Here is a 19,132-nt window from a genome sequence, read left to right on the forward strand (position 1 = left end):
GCCGCGCTCGCGCGGCACCAGGGCGCAGCCATTTCCCGAGCCGACCCCCGGAGGACGCCAGCATGGACGCACCCGAGCAGCAGACCGCGCCGCGCCGTCGTGCGGGCACGCGCTGGGCCGCCGTCGGCGGTCTCGGCGCCGTGGCCGCCCTGTCCGCGGTCCTGCTGACCGGCCCCTGGGGCGCGGAGGACACCGGCTCCCCGGCCCCGACGGCGACCGCCCCGGTGGAGGCCGTCTCGGCGGCGCCCCCCACCGCGGCGCCCACGGGCACCCCCTCGGCCGCGGCCACCTCCGGCCGGCCGGCGGCGGCGGCCCCCGTGCGGCTGACGGTCGAGGACGCCCGGTTCGACGTGACCGTCCTGCCGCTGACGCCGAGCGAGCAGGAGCTGGCCACGGAGCTGCTGGTCCCGCCGGACACCCTGGACGGCTACTGGCTCACCCCGTACGGCATGCCGGGCGAGGGCTCGGAGAACACCACGTACATCACCGGCCACAGCTGGGAGGACCGGGACGCCCCGTTCAACCGGCTGAGCGATCCCGGGCTCGTGGGCAGCGAGATCGAGCTGGAGACCGGGTCCGGGACGCTGGAGTACGTGGTGGACTCGGTGGTCACCCACGACAAGAACACCCTGAAGGACAGCGACATCTGGCGCATCGTCCCGGACCGGCTGGTCATCGTCAGCTGCTACACCGAGGACCTCTGGGGGAAGAACGTGGTGCTCACGGCGTCCCCCGCGCAGGCCTGAGCCGGAGTCCCCGGCCCCGAGCGCCGGGTCCCGGCACCGGGCGTCAGCCCAGGGCGGCGCGGACCCGCGGCACCACCTCGGCGCCCAGCAGCGTGATCGACTCGAGCACCAGGTGGTGCGGGACGCCTCCCGCGTCCATCCGGAGCAGGAGGCGCTGGTGGCCGAGCGCGCGCTGCTGCGCCACGATCTTGGCGACCACCTCGTCCACGTCCCCCACCACGAGGGTCCCGTCCGGGCCGCACTCCCGGTCGTACTCCTCCCGGGACCAGCGGGGATCCGCCGGCCCGACAGGCCCGTGGCTGCGGGCCCCCGCCGCGAAGTAGGGGTGGCTGAGCTCCCGGGCCTGCGCCGGGGTGCGCGCGACGAAGCCCGGCACGTTCAGGCCCACCGGGGTGCCGACGTCCCGGCCGGACGCCTCGAGGGCCCGCCGGTAGGCCGAGACGACGGGCACTGCCCCGGTGAAGGGGCCGTGGGTGCGCAGCAGGGCGAGGGGCAGCCCGAGGGCGCCGGCGCGGGCCACGGAGGCCGGCGTGCCGGAGCTGCCCAGCCAGATCGGCAGGCACGGCTGCAGCGGGCGCGGCTCGAGCTCGAGCTCGACGCCGTCCCGGGCGAGCGGACCGGCGAAGGTCGGGGGACTGGTCTCCCGCAGCGTGAGGAGCCGGCGCAGCTTCTCCTCGAACAGGGCGTCGTGGTCCTGCTGCTCCAGCCCGAGGGCGCGCAGCACGCGCTGCGAGGCGCCGCGGCCCACGATCAGCTCGGCCCGGCCGCCGGAGATGTTGTCCAGCATGGCGATCTGCTCGTAGAGCCGCACCGGGTCCCCGGCCGTGAGCACGGAGACGGCCGTGGTGAGCCGCAGGAGGTGGGTGCGGCCGGCGATGGCGGAGAGCAGCACCACGGGGAAGGCCGCCACCACGTCCGTCCCGTGGTTCTCCCCGACGCCGATCACGGTGAGCCCGGCACGCTCCGCGGCCTCGGCCTGCTCGATGATGTCCCGCAGGCGCTGGCGGCTGTCGGGCCGGGTGCCCGTGACGGGGTCCGGGACCACCTCGCCCAGCGAGAAGATGCCGATCTCGAAGTTCATGGCGCACCTCGGCGTGCACGGGGTCTGTCCCCGGACCGGCGTCCCGGTCCCGGAGCCCGCGCCGGAGGCCCGGCCCGGACGCCCAGTCTAGTGCGCGCCCGCGGTCCGGTCTTGAGCCGGCAGTGAAATCCTGTGCCCCCGGCCGGCTCTGCCTCTACGCTGGATGGCATGGCTACTGTTGACATCACCCAGGACACCCTGGGCCAGACCATCGCCGAGAACGACATCGTCCTGCTCGACTGGTGGGCCGAGTGGTGCGGACCCTGCAAGCAGTTCGCACCGACCTACGAGGCCGCCTCGGAGAAGCACGAGGACATCGTCTTCGGGAAGGTCGACACCGAGGAGCAGCAGATGCTCGCCGCGTCGGCCCAGATCTCGTCGATCCCCACGCTCATGGCCTTCCGCGAGGGCATCCTGGTCTTCTCCCAGCCGGGCGCCCTGCCCGCCTCCGCCCTCGACCAGGTCATCGACGCCGTCAAGGGCCTCGACATGGAAGAGGTCCGCGCCGAGGTCGCCAAGCAGTCCCAGGACGCGCCCAACGCCTGACCCCTCCCGCACCACCGCGCCGGGCCCCGCCTCTCCGTGAGGCGGGGCCCGGCGTCGTCGTGCCCGGACCGCCCGGTGCCCCCGGGCGCGGGGGCACCGGGGGTGCCGGGGCAGCTCAGACGAGGCCCGTGACGCCGAGCAGGGAGCCCACGGCGAAGGTGGCGACGAGGGCGAGGGCGCCGCCGACGACGACGCGCAGGGCCGCGCGACCTGTCTGCGGCGTGCCCCCGAGACGGGCCCCGAGCCAGCCGGTCAGGGCGAGCGCCGCGAGCACGGCGATGAACGTCACGGGGAGCCGCCACTCCTCCGGCGGCAGCAGGATCGCCAGGAGCGGCAGCAGGGCGCCGAGCAGGAAGGACAGCGCGGAGGCGACCGCCGCGTTCCAGGGGCTGACGATGTCCTCCGCGTCGATGTTGAGCTCGGCGTCGAGGTGCGCGGCCAGGGCGTCGTGCTCGGTCAGCTCCTCCGCGACCCGCCGTGCGGTGTCCTCGGAGAGTCCCTTGGCCTGGTAGATCTCGGCGAGCTCCTGCAGCTCCGCCTCGGGCATCTCGGCGAGCTCCCGCTCCTCCTTCTCGATCAGGGCCCGGTGCGAGTCCGACTGGCTGGAGACGGAGACGTACTCGCCCAGGGCCATGGACAGGGCCCCGCCCACGAGCGCGGCGGCGCCCGCGGTGAGGATCGCGCTCGAGCTGGCGGTGGCGCCCGCGACGCCGACGACCGTCGCGGCGACCGAGACGATGCCGTCGTTGGCGCCCAGCACCCCGGCCCGCAGCTTGTTCATCCGCTCGGTGTAGCCCACGCCGTGGGGCTCCTGGATCACGTGTTCGGTGGTCATGGCTCCATTGAACGCCCGCCGGTGCAGCCGTGCCAGCAAGGACAGGATGTCCTCACCGGCACGCGTCGGAGGGCCACCGGCGCTCACCGGCGCCGGTGGTCCTCCGGGTGCAGCCGCGGAGCGAACGAGGGCTTGCGGAAGCCGGAGGCCCGCAGCAGGCGCACGACCCGCTGCCGGTCGCCCCGCCACGGCTCCAGCAGCTCCAGCATCCGGCGGTCGTCGCCGGGACGCCGGTCGAAGAACCAGCACACGGTGTCCGCGAGGTGGAAGTCGAAGACGCTGACCGAGTCCGGGTCCCCGTGCGTGCACTGGACGATCTCCGCGACCGTCCAGGGCCCCAGGCCGGGGATCGAGCGCAGCCCCCGGTGCAGCTCGGCGTCCAGCGGGGCCCGGCCCAGGCGCTCCAGGGCGGCGGCCCGTCCGGCCACGCGGCGGACGGTGGCGGCCCGGGCGCCGTCGACCCCCGCCCGGTGCCACTCCCACACGGGCACCCGGCACCACGCCTCGGCGGTCGGGGCGATCCGCATCCCCTCCGGCGCCGGACCGGGGGCGGGTTCGCCGTGGCGCCGGACGAGCTGCCGGTGGGCCGCCACGGCCTCGCGGACGGTGACTCGCTGCTCGAGCACCGAGAGCACGGCGCGGTCCAGCACCCGGCCGGTCGAGGGCAGCCGCAGCCCCGGGTGGTGGTGCCGGGCGACGCGCAGTCGGTGGGGGAGCGCGCCGAAGGCGTCCGAGGCCTCGAACCGCTCCCACGCGTCCTCCGCGCCCGCCCAGCGCGGGGCCTCCAGCAGGAACTGCTCGGCGCCCGGTCCCCACGCGCGCACGCGCACGGGCCGCTGCAGGGGCCGGCCGGCGCCGGTGCGGGAGAACAGCGCCGTGACCGGGCCCGCCGGCGTCCGGGCGGTGACCCACACGGCGTCGGGCGCCGCGACCCGGACCAGGGGATCGGCGCTGCCGCGGCCCAGCACGCCGAGCGTCTGGCCCAGGTGCAGCGCGCCCTCGGGGTCCCACACGAGCTCGGCGTCCGGGGCCACCGGGAGCCGGCGGGCGGGCGGGGGAGCGGTGACGGCCATGAGACCATGATGGCAGTCCTGTCCGACGGCGCCCCCCCCGCCACCGAGGAGGCCATGCCCGCCACCGCGCTCCGCCGCGCCGCCCCGCCGGCCCGTCCCGCGCCGCTGACCGGGCGGGCGCGGCTGGTGCCGCTGGGCGTGGGGCTCCTCGTGCTCGTCCTGTACGTGTGGTGGTCCCTGCTCCAGTGGCACCGCTGGGAGGTCCCGTCCTGGGACCTGGGGATCTTCACCCAGCTCGCCAAGTCCTACGCCGCCGGGGACGGCCCGGTCGTGCACATCAAGGGCCACGGCGCGAACCTGCTGGGCGACCACTTCCACCCGATCCTGGTGCTGCTGGGGCCGGTCTACGCGCTGTTCCCGTCCGCGCTGACCCTCCTCGTGGTCCAGGACGTCCTCGTGGCCGTCTCCGCGGGGGCACTGACGGGCTTCGCGGTCCGGGCGCTGGGCCCGGGCCCGGGCGCGGCCCTGGGGCTCGCCTACGGGATCAGCTTCGGGCTGCAGGCCGCCGTCGCGGTGCAGTTCCACGAGGTGGCCTTCGCCCTGCCGCTGCTGGTCCTCGCCCTCGGCTGCCTGGTGGAGCGGCGGTGGACGGCGGCCGCGCTGTGGGCCGCCCCCGTCGCGTTCGTCAAGGAGGACCTGGGCGTCACGGTCGCGGTGCTCGGCCTGGTGCTCGCCTGGCGGGCGCACCGCGAGGCGGACGGGGACCGGCGCCCGGTGGCGCTCGGGCTCGCCCTCGCCGCGTGGGGCGCGGCCTGGTCGGCGCTCGCGGTGACCGTGGTGCTGCCCGCCCTGAGCCCGGACGGCCGGTTCGCGTACGCGGACCGGCTGGACCTCGCGGCGGTGGCGGCCGACCCCGCCGGGGCCCTGGTCTCCCTGGTGCTGCCGGGCCAGAAGGCGCTCACCTGGCTGGCCGTGCTGGCGGTGGGCGTGGTGGTCGCCGTGCGCTCGCCGCTGGCGCTCGTGGCGCTGCCCACGCTGCTCTGGCGGATGCTCTCGCCGAACCACGGCTACTGGGGCACGGGCTGGCACTACAGCGCCGTCCTCATGCCCATTGTCTTCGTCGCCCTGCTCGACGCCGTGCTGCGGCTGCGCGGCGGACGCCTCCGGCGGCTCGCCCGGGCCGCGCCGGCACTGGCGCTCGTCGTCGCGCTCCTGCTGGTCCCGGGGCGCCCGCTGGCCGACCTCGTGGACCCCGCCGCCTACCGTCCGGACCCCCGGGCGGGCGCCAAGGCCGCGGTCGTCGCGGCCGTCCCCGAGGGGGCGAGCGTGGCCACGGACCTGACCCTCCTGCACCACCTCGTGCCCGGCGCGCAGGTGCACTGGCTGGGGTCGGAGGGCGATCCCGCCCCCGACTACGTGGTGGTCGACCGGCTCGGGGCCGCGTGGGGCGGGAACCCGCCGGGGGACGTGGCCGGCTGGGCCCGGCAGCGCTACGGCGCCGGCTACACCGAGGTGCGTGACGAGAAGCACCTCGTGCTGGTGCGCCGCCGGGGCTGACCGCGCCGTCGCGTGCGCTAGACTGGACGGACCGAATCCGGTCACTCCCTCACTTTCTCGTGCAACGCGATGCCGTCCGTGCATCGTGTTCGGCCGCGGCCCGTGCCGCGCCGAGTCCGACGCTCCCGCCCCGTGCGGGGCTCCAAGTGGTTGGCAGGGACGTCCGGACACCACGACCGTGGCCGACGCCCCTGGGCATGCTCCCGGGCCGCCACCCGCACAGATAACGAGGCACTTCTCCATGACCGTCGACACCCCCAGCACCCCCGGCACCGCCGAGGAGCGCACCATCACCTTCGCCGAGCTCGGCATCGACTCCCGGGTGCTCGCCACCCTGGACGAGGTCGGCTACGAGAACCCCACGCCCATCCAGGCCGCCACCATCCCGGTGCTGCTGCAGGGCAAGGACGTGGTGGGCCTGGCCCAGACCGGCACCGGCAAGACCGCGGCCTTCGCCGTGCCCGCGCTGTCCCGGCTCGCCGAGCTCTCCGACGTCAACGGCGTCTCCCGCGATACCCAGGTCCTGGTGCTCGCCCCGACCCGCGAGCTCGCCCTCCAGGTCGGCGAGGCGTTCTCCTCCTACGCCACCCACCTCGAGGACTTCACCGTCCTGCCGGTCTACGGCGGCTCCCCCTACGGTCCGCAGCTGGCCGGGCTGCGCCGCGGCGCCCAGGTGGTCGTCGGCACGCCCGGCCGCGTGATCGACCACCTCAAGAAGGGGTCCCTGGACCTGTCCCACCTGCAGTACGTGGTCCTCGACGAGGCCGACGAGATGCTGCGCATGGGCTTCGCCGAGGACGTCGAGCAGATCCTCTCGCAGACGCCCGTCGAGAAGCAGGTCGCCCTGTTCTCCGCGACCATGCCCCCCGCGATCCGCAAGATCGCCAAGCAGTACCTGCGGGACCCGCAGGAGATCGCCGTCAAGGGCAAGACCACCACGGGCACCAACACCCGCCAGCGGTACCTGCAGGTCATGGGCTCCCACAAGATGGAGGCCATGACCCGCATCCTCGAGGTCGGGGACTACGACGGCGTCATCGTCTTCGTGCGCACCAAGGCCGCCACCGAGGAGGTCGCCGACCGGCTCAAGGCCCGCGGCTACGCGGCCGCCGCGATCAACGGCGACATCCCGCAGAACATGCGCGAGCGCACGGTCGAGGCCCTGCGCGAGGGCAAGATCGACGTCCTCGTGGCCACGGACGTCGCGGCCCGCGGGCTCGACGTCGAGCGCATCTCGCTCGTGGTCAACTACGACATCCCGCACGACACCGAGTCCTACGTGCACCGGATCGGGCGCACCGGCCGCGCCGGGCGCTCCGGCGAGGCGATCCTGTTCATGACCCCGCGGGAGAAGTACCTGCTGCGGGCGATCGAGAAGGCCACCCGCCAGCCGGTGGAGCTCATGCGCATGCCCTCCACGGAGGACGTGAACCAGACCCGCAAGGACAAGTTCGCCCAGCAGATCACGGACACCATGGAGTCCGAGGACCTCGGCCAGTTCCGCGAGCTCGTCGAGCAGTACCAGGCGGAGCACGACGTCGACGCCGTGGAGATCGCCGCCGCGATCGCCGTGATGGCCCAGGACGGGCGGCCCTTCTTCGTGGAGGAGCTGCCCGAGCCGGTGCAGCGCACCCGCGACCGGGACCGTCCGGGGCGGGACGGCGACGACCGTCCGCGCCGCGAGCCGCGCACCGAGAAGGGCATGGCCACCTACCGGATGTCCGTCGGCCACCGGCACCGCGTCTCGCCGGGCTCCGTGGTGGGGGCCCTCACCAACGAGGGCGGGCTGAGCGGCGAGCAGATCGGGGCGATCGACATCCGCTCGACCCACACCCTCGTGGGCCTGCCCGAGAACCTGCCCGCCTCCACCCTGGACCGGCTCTCCCGCACGCGCATCAACGGTGAGCTCATCCAGCTCGAGGCCGACCGCGGCCCGGGTGCCGGCGGCCGGACCCGGCCCCGCAGCACGTCGTCCTCCTACCAGGACCGCCCCCGCCGCGGCGGCGGCGCCCGGGGCGACGACTCCCGCGGCGGCTACCAGGGCAAGCGCTCCGGGTACTCCGCGGGCGACCGGGACGGCGAGAAGCCGTTCCGCAAGCCGCGCAGCAAGAAGTACTGAGCCCGGGGGCAGGACCCCGGACCGGGAGGAGGGACGGGCCGCACGGCCCGTCCCTCCTTCATCTGCCTCTCACGTGCCGTCGATAGGCTGGGGCGCATGTCGGGCGCGCGGTGGGAGAGGGTGCGGACGGAGCTGCGGTCCGTGCGCAGCCGGGTGCTCGCCACGACCATCGCCTTCCTGGCGGTCGCCCTCCTCGCCGTGGGCGGGATCACCCACTACCTGCGCCTGGTGGACCTCGACGAGTCCGTGCGCCAGGACATCGTCCAGGAGGCGGGGGAGCTGCAGCGGCTCGCGCAGCGCGGACCGCTCGGCCCGGACGCCTCCCTCTCGGAGGACCTGGACGCCACGGCCGAGGAGCCGTTCACGGACCTGCCGCAGCTCTTCTACACCTTCATGACCACCACGGTGCCCGGGGAGCACGAGAGCATCCTCGCGCTCGTCGGCGGCGAGCCGGCGTTCGAGCACGCCGACCGGTCACGGTTCCAGCTCGACGCCCCCGCCACGCTCGCCGCGGCCGTGGAGCGGGCCCGGCCCGGGCAGACCGTCGTCTTCGACCTCGAGCAGGACGGCCGGACGCTCCGTCTCGGCGTCATCTCGGTGGTCCTGGACGAGGACCCGCGCCAGGGCTACCTCGTGGTCGGCTTCGACATGAGCGCCCAGCGCCGGATCGTGCTGGACTCGCTGTGGCGCTACCTCGGCATCGCCGCCCTCACGACGGTCGTGGCGGGGCTGGTGGCCTACGTCCTGGTGGGCCGGGTCACTGCCCCGATCACCCGCCTGCGCCGGGCCACGGAGCAGATCAGCCCGGACGACCTGGGGCGACGCGTTCCCGTCACGCAGGACGACTCGGACGTGGGCCAGCTCGCCGTGAACTTCAACGGCATGCTCAGCCGGATCGAGGCGGCCTTCGTCCAGCAGCGCCAGTTCCTCGACGACGCCGCGCACGAGCTGCGCACCCCCCTGACCATCCTGCACGGCAACCTCGAGCTGATGGACGAGCACGACCCCGCCGACGTCGAGGAGACCCGGGCGATGCTCCTCGACGAGATCGAGCGGATGAACCGCCTCGTGGAGGACCTGCTGCTGCTCGCCAAGGCCCAGCGCGCCGACTTCATCCGCCCCGGCCCCGTGGACGTCCCCGCCTGGCTCGACGACACGATGGACCGGCTGCGCGCGCTGGGGGACCGGCGCTGGGAGCTCGAGGCGCGGGCCGAGGGGCAGGTCGTGGCCGACGCGCAGCGGCTCACCCAGGCGGTCGTGCAGCTCGCCGCCAACGCGGTGAAGTTCTCCGCCCCCGGGGACCTCGTGGCCCTCGGCGCCGCCTGGGCCACCGGGCCCGCCGCGCCCGGCGAGGACACCCCCGCGCGCAGCCTCGAGGTGTGGGTCCGGGACACCGGCGTGGGCGTGGCCCCGGAGGACCAGCAGCGGATCTTCGAGCGCTTCGGCCGGGCCGAGACCGGGCGCACCGTGGAGGGCTCCGGGCTCGGCCTCGCGATCGTGGCCGCCATCGCCCACGGGCACGGCGGGACCGTGGGGCTGCGGTCGAGCCCCGGCCGCGGCGCCACGTTCACGCTCCGTCTGCCCGAGTCCCCGCCCGCCGCGGCCCCGGTCCCCCCGTCCGGTGCCGCCGGGTCCGGTGCAGCGGTGCCTCCGGCCCCCGTGCCCGGTCCCGACCTCAGCCCCGCACCCTCCAGGAAGTAGAGGCACCTCATGGCCAGCATCCTCATCGCCGAGGACGAGGAGCGCATCGCGCGCTTCATCCAGAAGGGCCTGCGCGCCGCGGGCTACACGACCACCGTGGTCGAGGACGGCACGAGCGCCCTCGACTACGCGAGCACCGGGGAGTTCGACCTGCTCGTCCTCGACGTGGGTCTGCCGGGCATGGACGGCTTCCAGGTGCTCTCGGTGCTGCGGTCCCTGGGCTTCTCGATCCCCGTGATCATGTGCACCGCCCGCGACTCGGTCGAGGACACCGTCGCGGGGCTGGAGCAGGGGGCCGACGACTACCTCGCGAAGCCGTTCCGGTTCCAGGAGCTGCTGGCGCGCGTCCGGGCCCGGCTCCGGGACCGCGCGGTGGCCGAGCAGACCGACGACGGGCTGCGCTACGGCGGGCTCGCCCTCGACGTCGGGACCCGGTGCGCGGTGCTCGAGGACCGGCAGGTCGAGCTCTCCGCCCGGGAGTTCGCCATGGCCAGGGCGTTCCTCGAGAGCCCCGGTCAGGTGCTCACGCGCGAGCAGCTGCTGAACAAGGTCTGGGGCTACGACTTCGACGGCTCGTCCAACGTGGTGGACGTCTACGTCCGCTACCTGCGCAACAAGCTCGGCGCGGAGCGCATCGTCACCGTGCGCGGAGCCGGCTACCGCCTCGCCAAGCTCTGATCGGCACCGGCCCGGTAGGGTGATCCGGGGCACGGCCCCGGCCACCCGACGGACCGATCTGACGAGGAACCAACATGAGCGAAGCGAACGAGAAGTCTTTCGCGGCCCACCGCGCCCGCACGGACGACGACGGCGGGGCGCCCGCCAAGTGGAAGATCGTCGGCCCCGGCCTGGTGGTCGCCGCCACGGGCGTCGGCGCCGCCGACATGGTCGCCACCCTGGTCGCCGGGTCCCGGTACGGGTACGGACTGCTGTGGGCGGTGATCCTCGGCGTGATCCTCAAGATCATCCTCGTGGAGGGCGCCGGGCGCTTCACCCTGGCCACCGGCAGGACGATCTTCGAGGGCTGGCGGTCACTGGGCCGCTGGACCACCTGGTACTTCGGCCCGTACATCATGATCTGGGGCTTCGTCTACGGCGCCACCGCGATGTCCTCGGCGGCGCTGCCCCTCGCGGCGGTGTTCCCCGTCCTGCCCCTGTGGGCCTGGGCGATCATCATGGGGCTGCTCGGCTTCGTCATGGTGTGGTTCGGGAAGTACTCCTTCTTCGAGAAGGTCACCGCCGCCCTGGTCGGCCTGATGTTCGTCACCGTGGTGGGGCTGGCGGTCATCGCCGCCCCCAACATCCCCGAGATGCTGACGGGCCTGGTGCCCGTCATCCCGGAGGGCGGCGTGCTCTACACGCTGGCGCTCGCCGGGGGCGTGGGCGGCACCATCACGCTCGCGGCCTACGGCTACTGGCTGCGCGAGAAGGGGTGGTACACGCCCAAGTGGATGCGTGTCATGCGGATCGACAACTCCATGGCCTACGTCGTGACCGGGGTCTTCGTCATCGCCATGCTCGTGGTGGGCGCCGAGGTGGTCCGCTCCGCCGGGGTGGCGCTCAGCTCCGGTGACGAGGGCCTGCTCGACCTCTACGCCGTGCTGCGCGCGGAGTACGGCGACGTGGTCGGCACCGGCTTCCTCATCGGCTTCTGGGCCGCGTCCTTCTCCTCGATCATCGGCGTCTGGAACGGCGTCTCCCTCATGTTCGCGGACTTCTGGGGCAACATCCGCGGCAAGGAGTCCGGCCACCCCGACACCCGGGTGGGCGGCAAGTACTTCCGCTTCTACGTGCTGTGGCTGACGTTCCCGCCCATGGTCCTCTTCGCCCTGGGGCAGCCGATCGGCCTGATCCTGGCCTACGGCGTCCTCGGCTCGCTGTTCATGCCGTTCCTCGCCCTCACGCTGCTGGGCCTGCTCAACGGCAGCCGGATCCCGAAGGAGTGGGCCAACAAGCTCCACACCAACATCGCCCTGGGCATCACGGCCCTGCTCTTCGCCGTCCTGGGCGGCCAGCAGCTGGTCAAGGCGGTCGCGCCGGTCTTCGGCGGCTGAGCCGGCCCGCGGCCGGTCCACCCGGGCGGACCGGCCCGCCGGGGCCTCCGGGCCGGTCCCGGCGGGCCGGGCGTCCGCAGATGAGAACCTTTTCATCGACGGCTCATGTTCTCATCATGTCCCTCGGCCACAGTGGGCGGCAGCCGCACCGGCGCCGGACCCACCGGCGCTGATCCCCCGAGGAGGACACGATGAGCGACGACGAGCTGCGGGTGGTGCTGTACTCCCACGACTCCCAGGGCCTGGGCCACACCCGCCGGAACCTGGCCCTCGCCCGGTCCCTCGCCCAGCACCTGCCGGCGCTGACGGGGCGCCCGGTGACGGGCATGCTGCTGACCGGCATCGACGCCGCCACGTCCTACGGGCGCCCCGACGGCTTCGACTGGGTGGTGCTGCCCGGGATCCGCAAGGGCGCGGGCGGCTACGCGCCCCGCAACCTCTCCGTGGACATGCGCCACCTGACCGCCCTGCGCTCCGGGATGGTGGACGCCGCGCTCACTGCCTTCCGCCCGCACCTCGTCGTCGTCGACCGCCACGCCTGGGGGGTGGACCGGGAGCTGCTGGAGCCGCTGCGCAGGCTCCGGGACCGGAGCCCCGGCACGGCGGTGGTCCTCGGCCTGCGCGAGGTCCTCGACGAGCCCGCGGCCGCGGCCCGCGAGTGGGCCGCGCTCGGGGACCTGGACCCCGTGCGGGAGGTTTACGACCAGATCTGGGTGTACGGCGACCGCGCGGTGCACGACCCGGTGGCCTCCGGCGAGATCCCCGCCGAGCTCGCCGACCTGGTCCGCCACACCGGCTACCTCGCCACCGGCCGGGCCGCCGGACGGCGCACGAGCGGCGTGGACCGCCCCTACGTCCTCACCATGGCCGGCGGGGGCTCCGACGGCCACCGCCTCACCCTCGCGGCGGCGCGCGCCCGGGTGCCCCACGGCCACCGGCACGTGGTGATCACGGGTCCGCAGATGCCGGAGGAGCACGCCGAGCAGGTGCGCGCCGCCGCCGTGCCGGGCGCCCTCGTCCTGCCGTCCGTGCCCGACGCGCTCGCGGAGGTGGTGGACGCGAGCGCGGTGGTGTCGATGGGCGGCTACAACTCGGTCGCCGAGATCCTCACCACGAACACCCCCGCGCTCCTGGTCCCGCGCGACCGGCCCCGGCAGGAGCAGCTGATCCGGGCCCGCGCCCTCCAGGCCCACGGCGCGGTGGACGTGCTGACCGCCGACGCCCTCACCGGCGCCGCGCTCAGCGGCTGGCTGCACCGCGTGGTCGGCACCGTGCGGCTGCGCCGGCACCTGGCGCTCGACGGGCTGCACGCCGTGCCCGTCCTCGCGGCGCGGCTCCTGCCCGCGGGCCCGCCGCCGGTGCCCGCGCAGGCCGTGCCGGCCCGTGCCGGAGGCCTCCGGTGAGCGGCCACCGCATCGGCTACGTGCTGAAGGTCTACCCCCGCTTCTCGGAGACCTTCGTGGTCACCGAGGTCCTGGCCCGGGAGGCCCAGGGCGAGGACCTCACGATCTTCGCCCTCCGGCACAGCACCGACCCGCGCTTCCACCCCGAGCCGGCCCGCGTCCAGGCACCGGTCCACCACGTGGAGCGCCCCGAGCGGGCCTCCGCCGGCTGGGCCGTCCTGGCCCGCGCGGCGGAGGTGGTCCCCGGCTTCGGCCCCCGCTTCGCCGCCCTGCTCCCGGAGCTGGCCGGCACGGAGGCCTCCGAGGTCCACCAGGGGGTGGCGCTGGCCACCCGGGTCGTGGAGCAGGGCATCACGCACCTGCACGCGCACTTCGCGACCCTCGCCGCGCACGTCGCCGAGATCGCCTCCCGGCTCACGGGGGTGCCGTTCTCCGTGACGACCCACGCGAAGGACATCTTCCACGAGTCCGTGGACCCCGCCCGGCTGCGCCGCACCCTCGAGCGGGCGGAGCACGTGGTGGCGATCTCCGAGTACAACCGGCGGCACCTGGCCTCCGCGTTCCCCGCGCACGCGCACCGGCTGCGGCTCGTGCGCAACGGCCTGGAGCTCGCCCGCTTCCCCTACCGGGACCCCGCGCCCGTGGGGGAGACCCTGCGGGTCGTGGCCGTGGGGCGGCTCGTGGAGAAGAAGGGCTTCGACCGCCTCGTGCGGGCGGCCGCCCGGTACCGGGAGCAGGGCGGGCGGCTGTCCGTCACCGTCGCCGGCGGCGGCGAGCTGGAGGGGCCGCTGCGCGCCCTGGTCGCGGAGCTCGGCGCCGGGGACGTCGTCGACCTCGTCGGGCCCCGCACCCAGGCCGAGGTCGGCCGGCTGCTGCGCGCCGCGGACGTCTTCGCGGCCCCGTGCACGGTGGGCGCCGACGGCAACGCCGACGGCCTGCCCACCGTGCTGCTCGAGGCGATGGCCATGGGCGTGCCCGTGATCGCGAGCGACGTCACCGGCATCCCCGAGGTGGTCCGCAACGCGGCCCCGCGCACCGGGGTCCTCGTCCCCGCCGACGACGACGACGCCCTGCTCGGCGCGCTCGCCGCGGTCGCCGACCCCGGATTCGACCGGGTGGGCGCCGCCCGGGCCGCCCGCGCCCTCGTGACCCGGGACTACGACTCGACCGGCCAGGCCGCCGCCCTGCAGGCGCTGCTGCCCCCGCCGGTCCCGGACCGGGCGGAGCCCGACCCGGCCCGGGGCCCTGTCCGGCACGCCGCACGCCCCCCGGAGGCCCCGAGCCTGCTGCCGCCCCGGGGCCGGACCCGAGAGCCCGCCCCGGCTCCTGCCCGAGCCGCCGACCCCGTCCCAGGACCCGTCCCCCTCCGCGAAGGAGCCGACCGCTGATGCGTCTCGCCTACGTCTGCGCCGACCCCGGCGTCCCCGTGTTCGGCACCAAGGGCGCCTCCGTCCACGTCCAGGAGATCCTGCGCGCCTGGCGCGCCCGCGGCGCCGAGGTCCGCCTCTACGCCACCCGGGTCGGCGACGACGTCCCCGCCGACCTCGCCGACGTCCCGGTCGTCCACGTCCCGGTTCCGGCGGCCCCCGCGTCCGCCGCTCCCGGCCGCGCCGCGCGCGTCGCGGCCCGGGAGCGGGCCCAGGCGGACGCCGCCCGCCGGATCACGGAGCGGGTCGTCGCCGACGGCGCCGACGCGGTGCACGAGCGGCACTCCCTGTTCTCGACCGCCCTGGCCGGGATCACCGGCGCGCTCGGCGTCCCGGGCGTCCTCGAGGTGAACTCGCCGCTGATCGACGAGCAGCGGACCCACCGCGACCTCGTGGACGGGGCGGCCGCCCGCGCCGCGCTCGCCGCGCAGGTCGCCGCCGCCGAGCGCACGGCCTGCGTCTCCGAGCCGGTCGCCCGCTGGGTGGAGCGGACCGTGGCCGACACCGGCGGGCCGGCCGGCCGGGTCCTGGTCGCCCCCAACGGGGTGAACGTGGAGCGCATCCGTCCGTGCCGCGACTCCGCCGCCCGGGGACCGGACCCCGTGTCGCCGGTCGTCGTGTTCGTCGGCACGCTCAAGCCCTGGCACGGCGTGGAGCACCTGATCCGGGCCCGCGCGGAGGCCGCCGCCGACTGGCGCCTGCGCGTGGTGGGGGACGGCCCCCAGCGGGCGTCCCTCGAGGAGCTGGCCGCCGAGCTGGGCGTCGACGCCGAGTTCACCGGCGCGGTGCCCCCCGCCGCGGTGCCCGGGCTGCTGGCCGACTGCGCCGTGGCCGTCGCGCCCTATCCCGCCACGGAGGACGCCGCGGACCAGTACTTCTCGCCGCTGAAGATCTACGAGTACGCCGCCGCGGCCCTGCCGGTCGTCGCGTCCCGCGTGGGCCAGGTGCCGGCCGCGGTCGAGGACGGGGTGACCGGGCTGCTCGTGGCGCCCTCGGACCCCACCGCGCTGGCCGGCGCCGTCGACGCGCTGGTGGCCGATCCCGGCCGGCGGCGTGCCCTGGGACGCGCCGGCCGCCGCGACGCGGTCGCCCGGCGCTCCTGGACCGCGGTGCTCGACGGCATCCTCGCCGGCACGGACCTCGCCCCTCCGGATCCCACCGGCACGCGACCCCGCAGCGGCGCCGCACCGCGCCCGGCCGCACCGGGAGCACTGCAGGGAGCGCCGCGGTGAGCGGGGGCAGGCGGCTCGACCGCAGGGCCCTCCGGCGCACCCTCGGGCTGCTCACCCCGCACCTGCGCGAGCACCGGCTGCTCGCCGCGGGCGGCGTCGTGGTGCTCCTGGCCGAGGTGGCCTTCCGCGTGCTCGAGCCGTGGCCGCTGAAGATCGTCGTCGACGCCGTGTCCCTCTCCCTCGGCGCCGACAACGTCGACCCGTGGATCCCGGAGGCCTCGTGGCAGCTGCTCGCGGCCGCCGGGCTGGCCACGGTCGCGGTGGTGGGGTTCCGCGCGCTCGCCAACTACCTCGCCACGGTCGCGTTCGCCCTCGTCGGCTCCCGGGTCTCCACCGCCCTGCGCGAACGGGTGTTCGCGCACGTCCAGGCGCTCTCGGACCGCTACCACTCGGTCTCCCGGGCCGGGGACACGGTCCAGCGCCTCGTCTCGGACATCGGCAAGCTCCAGGAGGTGGCCGTCACCGCGGGCCTGCCGCTGCTGGCCAACGTCATCACCCTCGTGGTCATGTGCACGGTGATGCTCTTCCTCGACTGGCTCCTGGCCCTCGTGGTGGTCGTGGCGATCCTGGCCTTCCTGCTGGTGGGCCGAGGGTCCTCCGGGCGGATCACCGAGGCCTCGCGCCGGACCCGGCAGGGGGAGGGCGCGCTGGCGAACACCGCCCACGAGTCCCTCGGCGCGATCCGCACCGTCCAGGCCTACGGGCTGGAGGAGCACATGGCCGGCTCCTTCGGCCGCGCCAACCGGCAGGCTCTCACCCAGGGCGTGCAGTCCCGCCGTCTGGCCGCCGCGCTCGAGCGGGCCACGGACGTGATCGTGGGCGTGGCCACCGCGGCCGTGATCTTCGGCGGCGGCCTGCGGGTGCTCGAGGGCGCCATGAGCCTGGGCGACCTGGTCCTGTTCACGACCTATCTCAAGACGTGCATGAAGCCCCTGCGGGACATGGCCAAGTACACCGGGCGCATCGCCCGCGCCGCGGCCTCCGGGGAGCGGGTGGCCGACCTCGTGGCGGAGCCCGTGGACGTGCGGGAGGCCTCGGGCGCCCTGGTCCTGCCCGGGGTGCGCGGGGAGATCGCCCTCCACCACGTGGACGCCGCGTACGGGGACCCGGAGCACGGCGGGCGCACCGTGCTGCGCGACGTCGACCTCGTGATCCCGGCGGGCCAGCACGTCGCCGTCGTCGGCCCGTCCGGCTCCGGGAAGTCGACCCTCGTCTCCCTGCTGGTGCGGATGATGGACCCGGTCGCCGGGTCCGTGACCCTCGACGGCCACGACCTGCGCGCCCTGAGCCTCGGCACGGTGCGCGGCAGCACCGCCCTGCTGCTGCAGGACTCCGTCCTCTTCCACGGCACCGTGCGGGAGAACATCCGGCTCGGCCGCCCGGGGGCCACCGACGCCGAGGTCGAGGCCGCCGCGTCCGCCGCCCAGGCCCACGAGTTCGTGACGGCGTTCCCGCAGGGCTACGACACCCCGGTGGGGGAGCGCGGCTCGACCGTCTCGGGCGGGCAGCGCCAGCGGCTGGCCATCGCGCGCGCCCTGCTGCGCGACGCACCCGTCGTGCTGCTCGACGAGGCCACCACCGGACTCGACCCCCGGTCCGCCCGGGACGTGCTGGACGCCCTCGGGCGCCTGGTCCGCGGCCGCACGTCCCTGGCGGTGACCCACGACGCCGCCCTCGCGCTCGCCGCCGACCGCGTGCTGTGGGTCCAGGACGGGCGCATCCTGCTCGACGGCGCCCCCGAGGAGCTGCTCGCCCGGCCGGACGGCGTGTTCGCCGCGTGGGTCGAGCAGCAGCGGGCGCAGGACCGCCGGGAGGTCCGCTCGTGACGCTGCACCTGCCCGACTCCTGGGAGAGCCTGCCCGCGCTCGCCGCGGTCCTCGACCCCGGCCGGCTCACCGAGCTCTTCGGCCACCAGCTCGGCGGCCCGCTGCGCACCAGCCACCTGCGCTACAAGCCCGGCGTCTCGGTCGTGGCCCGCGTGGACGCCGGGACCACGGGCGCGGTGCACTGGGTCGCCGCCTACGCCCCCGCCGGGGACGGGGGGGACAAGCTCGAGAAGGTCCTGGCCCGCGCCGCGCGGGACGGCCGGCCGGCGCCCGTGCTGGTCGCGGACGTGCCGGGACGCCCCGGTCACCGTCTGGCCGTGGGGACGATCAGCACGGACCCCGAGCTGCGGCGCGCGCTCGCCGTGCTCGGGCCGGACCGGGCCCGGCGGCTCGGGCAGCCGGGGGACCCCGCCCGGCTGCTGCGCTACAACCCCCGCCGCCGCGCGGTCCTCACGGGCGCCGACAGCGGCGGGGCCGGCCGGGTCACGAAGCTCACCGCCGGCCCCGCCCCCGCGGACCCGGTGCTGCTGACCCGGCTCGCCGCCGCCGGGATCCCGGTGCTCGCCCCGGTGCCCGTCCCCGGCCTCTCCGTGTCACCGCACGTGCTGCACTACCCCTGGTTCGGGGACGGCGACCTCGCAGCCCGCGCCGCGGCCCCGGACGGCCCAGGCCCCGGCACCGGACCCGGAGGGCCCGTGCTCCAGGCCGCCGCCGCCGCGGGCACGGCACTGGCGCAGCTGCACGAGCGCGGACCGGCGCTCCTCGGCCCCGCACGGGTCGGCGCCCCCCTGGACGCGGGCCGGAAGCTGCGCTCGCTGGCCGCCGACCTGTCCGCCCTCGACCGGCGGTCGGGCGTCCGCTGCGCCCGGACCGGCCGGGTCGTGGCCGAGGCCCTGGCGGACCGCACCGGGGCCCCCGTGCGGATGCTGCACGGGGACTTCTCCGCGGACCAGGTGCTCGTGCGCGGCGACGGGGGCCCGGGGGCGCCGGAGCTCCGGCTCGCCGACCTCGACCGGGTCCGCACCGGCACGGCGGCCGACGACCTCGGCAGCTTCCTCGCCGTGGAGCTCCTCGGCCCGGGCGCCGAACAGCCCCCCGCCGCAGCCGAGGAGCTGTCCCTGACGGGCGCCCTGCTGCGCGGGTACGGGTCCGGGGCGGCGCTGCCGCCATGGTCCGAGATCCTGGCCTGGGCCGCGTTCCACGTCCTCGCCCGGAGCATGGAGCCCTTCCGCTCGGCCGCCGCCGACTGGCGGGAGCGCACGGACCGGCGGATCGAGCTCGCGCAGCGGCTGGTGGATCAGGCGCAGCGGGCGCCGGTGACCCCCACACTCGCGCCGGAGCCCGTGCCGTCCGCGCCGGGCGCCCCGCCGTCCGTGCCGCGCGGCGCCGTGCCCGCCGACCGTGTGCCCGCCGGCCCCGTGCCTGCCGACCCTGTGCCCGCCGGCGGGGATCCGGTGCACGTCGTGGACTCCGGCAGTGGGCACGTCCCGCGGACCCGCCCCGTGCGCGTGCCGGAGACCGTGCCGGACGCCGACGGGCGGCCGCTGCGGGTGCGCCGCGCCTGGCCGGCGGACGGCACCCGGCTCGTGCTC

Annotated in this window: 15 protein-coding genes; 12 read left to right on the forward strand and 3 right to left on the reverse strand. The window is 75.7% G+C overall.

Going from position 1 to position 19,132, the window contains the following annotated elements:
• The first annotated feature begins 62 nt into the window (after window positions 1-62).
• Window positions 63-746: a class F sortase gene (locus CK505_RS18560; protein ID WP_035924953.1), complete on the forward strand. Its 684-nt coding sequence runs from the start codon at window positions 63-65 to the stop codon at window positions 744-746.
• A 43-nt stretch (window positions 747-789) separates the two neighbouring features.
• Here CK505_RS18560 and CK505_RS15035 read toward each other — a convergent pair whose 3' ends face one another.
• Window positions 790-1,827 (reverse strand): LLM class flavin-dependent oxidoreductase, encoded by a 1,038-nt coding sequence (locus CK505_RS15035; protein WP_035924951.1) that lies wholly within the window; start codon window positions 1,825-1,827, stop codon window positions 790-792.
• A 168-nt stretch (window positions 1,828-1,995) separates the two neighbouring features.
• Here CK505_RS15035 and trxA point away from each other — a divergent pair, with 168 nt between their 5' ends.
• The gene (trxA, locus tag CK505_RS15040; RefSeq protein WP_035924949.1) at window positions 1,996-2,373 is read left to right on the forward strand and encodes a thioredoxin; all 378 of its coding nucleotides are present in this window, start codon (window positions 1,996-1,998) and stop codon (window positions 2,371-2,373) included.
• A 115-nt stretch (window positions 2,374-2,488) separates the two neighbouring features.
• On the opposite strand, the gene CK505_RS15045 is transcribed toward trxA, so the two are convergent.
• The gene (locus CK505_RS15045) at window positions 2,489-3,208 is read right to left on the reverse strand and encodes a VIT family protein (RefSeq protein WP_052132805.1); all 720 of its coding nucleotides are present in this window, start codon (window positions 3,206-3,208) and stop codon (window positions 2,489-2,491) included.
• Between the two features lie 83 nt (window positions 3,209-3,291).
• Window positions 3,292-4,281: a DNA-3-methyladenine glycosylase gene (locus tag CK505_RS15050; protein ID WP_017834261.1), complete on the reverse strand. Its 990-nt coding sequence runs from the start codon at window positions 4,279-4,281 to the stop codon at window positions 3,292-3,294.
• 6 nt (window positions 4,282-4,287) lie between these two features.
• On the opposite strand from CK505_RS15050, the gene CK505_RS15055 reads away from it, so the two are divergent.
• From CK505_RS15055 to CK505_RS15100, 10 genes are all read left to right on the forward strand, one after another.
• Window positions 4,288-5,778: a DUF2079 domain-containing protein gene (locus tag CK505_RS15055; RefSeq protein WP_255250972.1), complete on the forward strand. Its 1,491-nt coding sequence runs from the start codon at window positions 4,288-4,290 to the stop codon at window positions 5,776-5,778.
• A 241-nt stretch (window positions 5,779-6,019) separates the two neighbouring features.
• A complete protein-coding gene (locus CK505_RS15060; protein ID WP_095651593.1) occupies window positions 6,020-7,897 on the forward strand; it encodes a DEAD/DEAH box helicase in 1,878 nt (625 codons plus the stop codon).
• A gap of 96 nt (window positions 7,898-7,993) precedes the next feature.
• Window positions 7,994-9,598 (forward strand): cell wall metabolism sensor histidine kinase WalK, encoded by a 1,605-nt coding sequence (locus CK505_RS15065; protein ID WP_081994267.1) that lies wholly within the window; start codon window positions 7,994-7,996, stop codon window positions 9,596-9,598.
• A 9-nt stretch (window positions 9,599-9,607) separates the two neighbouring features.
• On the forward strand, window positions 9,608-10,276 hold the full coding sequence (locus CK505_RS15070) for a response regulator transcription factor (RefSeq protein WP_017834257.1): 669 nt from the start codon (window positions 9,608-9,610) through the stop codon (window positions 10,274-10,276).
• Window positions 10,277-10,350: 74 nt separating this feature from the next.
• Window positions 10,351-11,652, forward strand: a complete 1,302-nt coding sequence (locus CK505_RS15075; protein WP_017834256.1) for an Nramp family divalent metal transporter — start codon at window positions 10,351-10,353, stop codon at window positions 11,650-11,652.
• A gap of 191 nt (window positions 11,653-11,843) precedes the next feature.
• Window positions 11,844-13,055, forward strand: a complete 1,212-nt coding sequence (locus tag CK505_RS15080) for a glycosyltransferase family protein (RefSeq protein ID WP_095651594.1) — start codon at window positions 11,844-11,846, stop codon at window positions 13,053-13,055.
• Window positions 13,052-14,443 (forward strand): glycosyltransferase, encoded by a 1,392-nt coding sequence (locus tag CK505_RS15085; RefSeq protein ID WP_095651595.1) that lies wholly within the window; start codon window positions 13,052-13,054, stop codon window positions 14,441-14,443. Before CK505_RS15080 ends, CK505_RS15085 begins: the two co-directional genes overlap by 4 nt.
• Window positions 14,443-15,714 (forward strand): glycosyltransferase family 4 protein, encoded by a 1,272-nt coding sequence (locus CK505_RS15090; protein WP_095651596.1) that lies wholly within the window; start codon window positions 14,443-14,445, stop codon window positions 15,712-15,714. Before CK505_RS15085 ends, CK505_RS15090 begins: the two co-directional genes overlap by 1 nt.
• Entirely contained in the window at window positions 15,711-17,540 is a 1,830-nt protein-coding gene (locus CK505_RS15095) for an ABC transporter ATP-binding protein (RefSeq protein ID WP_095651597.1), read from the forward strand. Before CK505_RS15090 ends, CK505_RS15095 begins: the two co-directional genes overlap by 4 nt.
• On the forward strand, window positions 17,537-19,132 hold a 1,596-nt coding region (locus CK505_RS15100), incomplete at its 3' end, for a phosphotransferase (protein WP_095651598.1). The genes CK505_RS15095 and CK505_RS15100, both read left to right, overlap by 4 nt.

The organism is Kocuria sp. WN036 (genome assembly GCF_002287015.1).
Classification (GTDB): Bacteria; Actinomycetota; Actinomycetes; order Actinomycetales; family Micrococcaceae; genus Kocuria; species Kocuria rosea.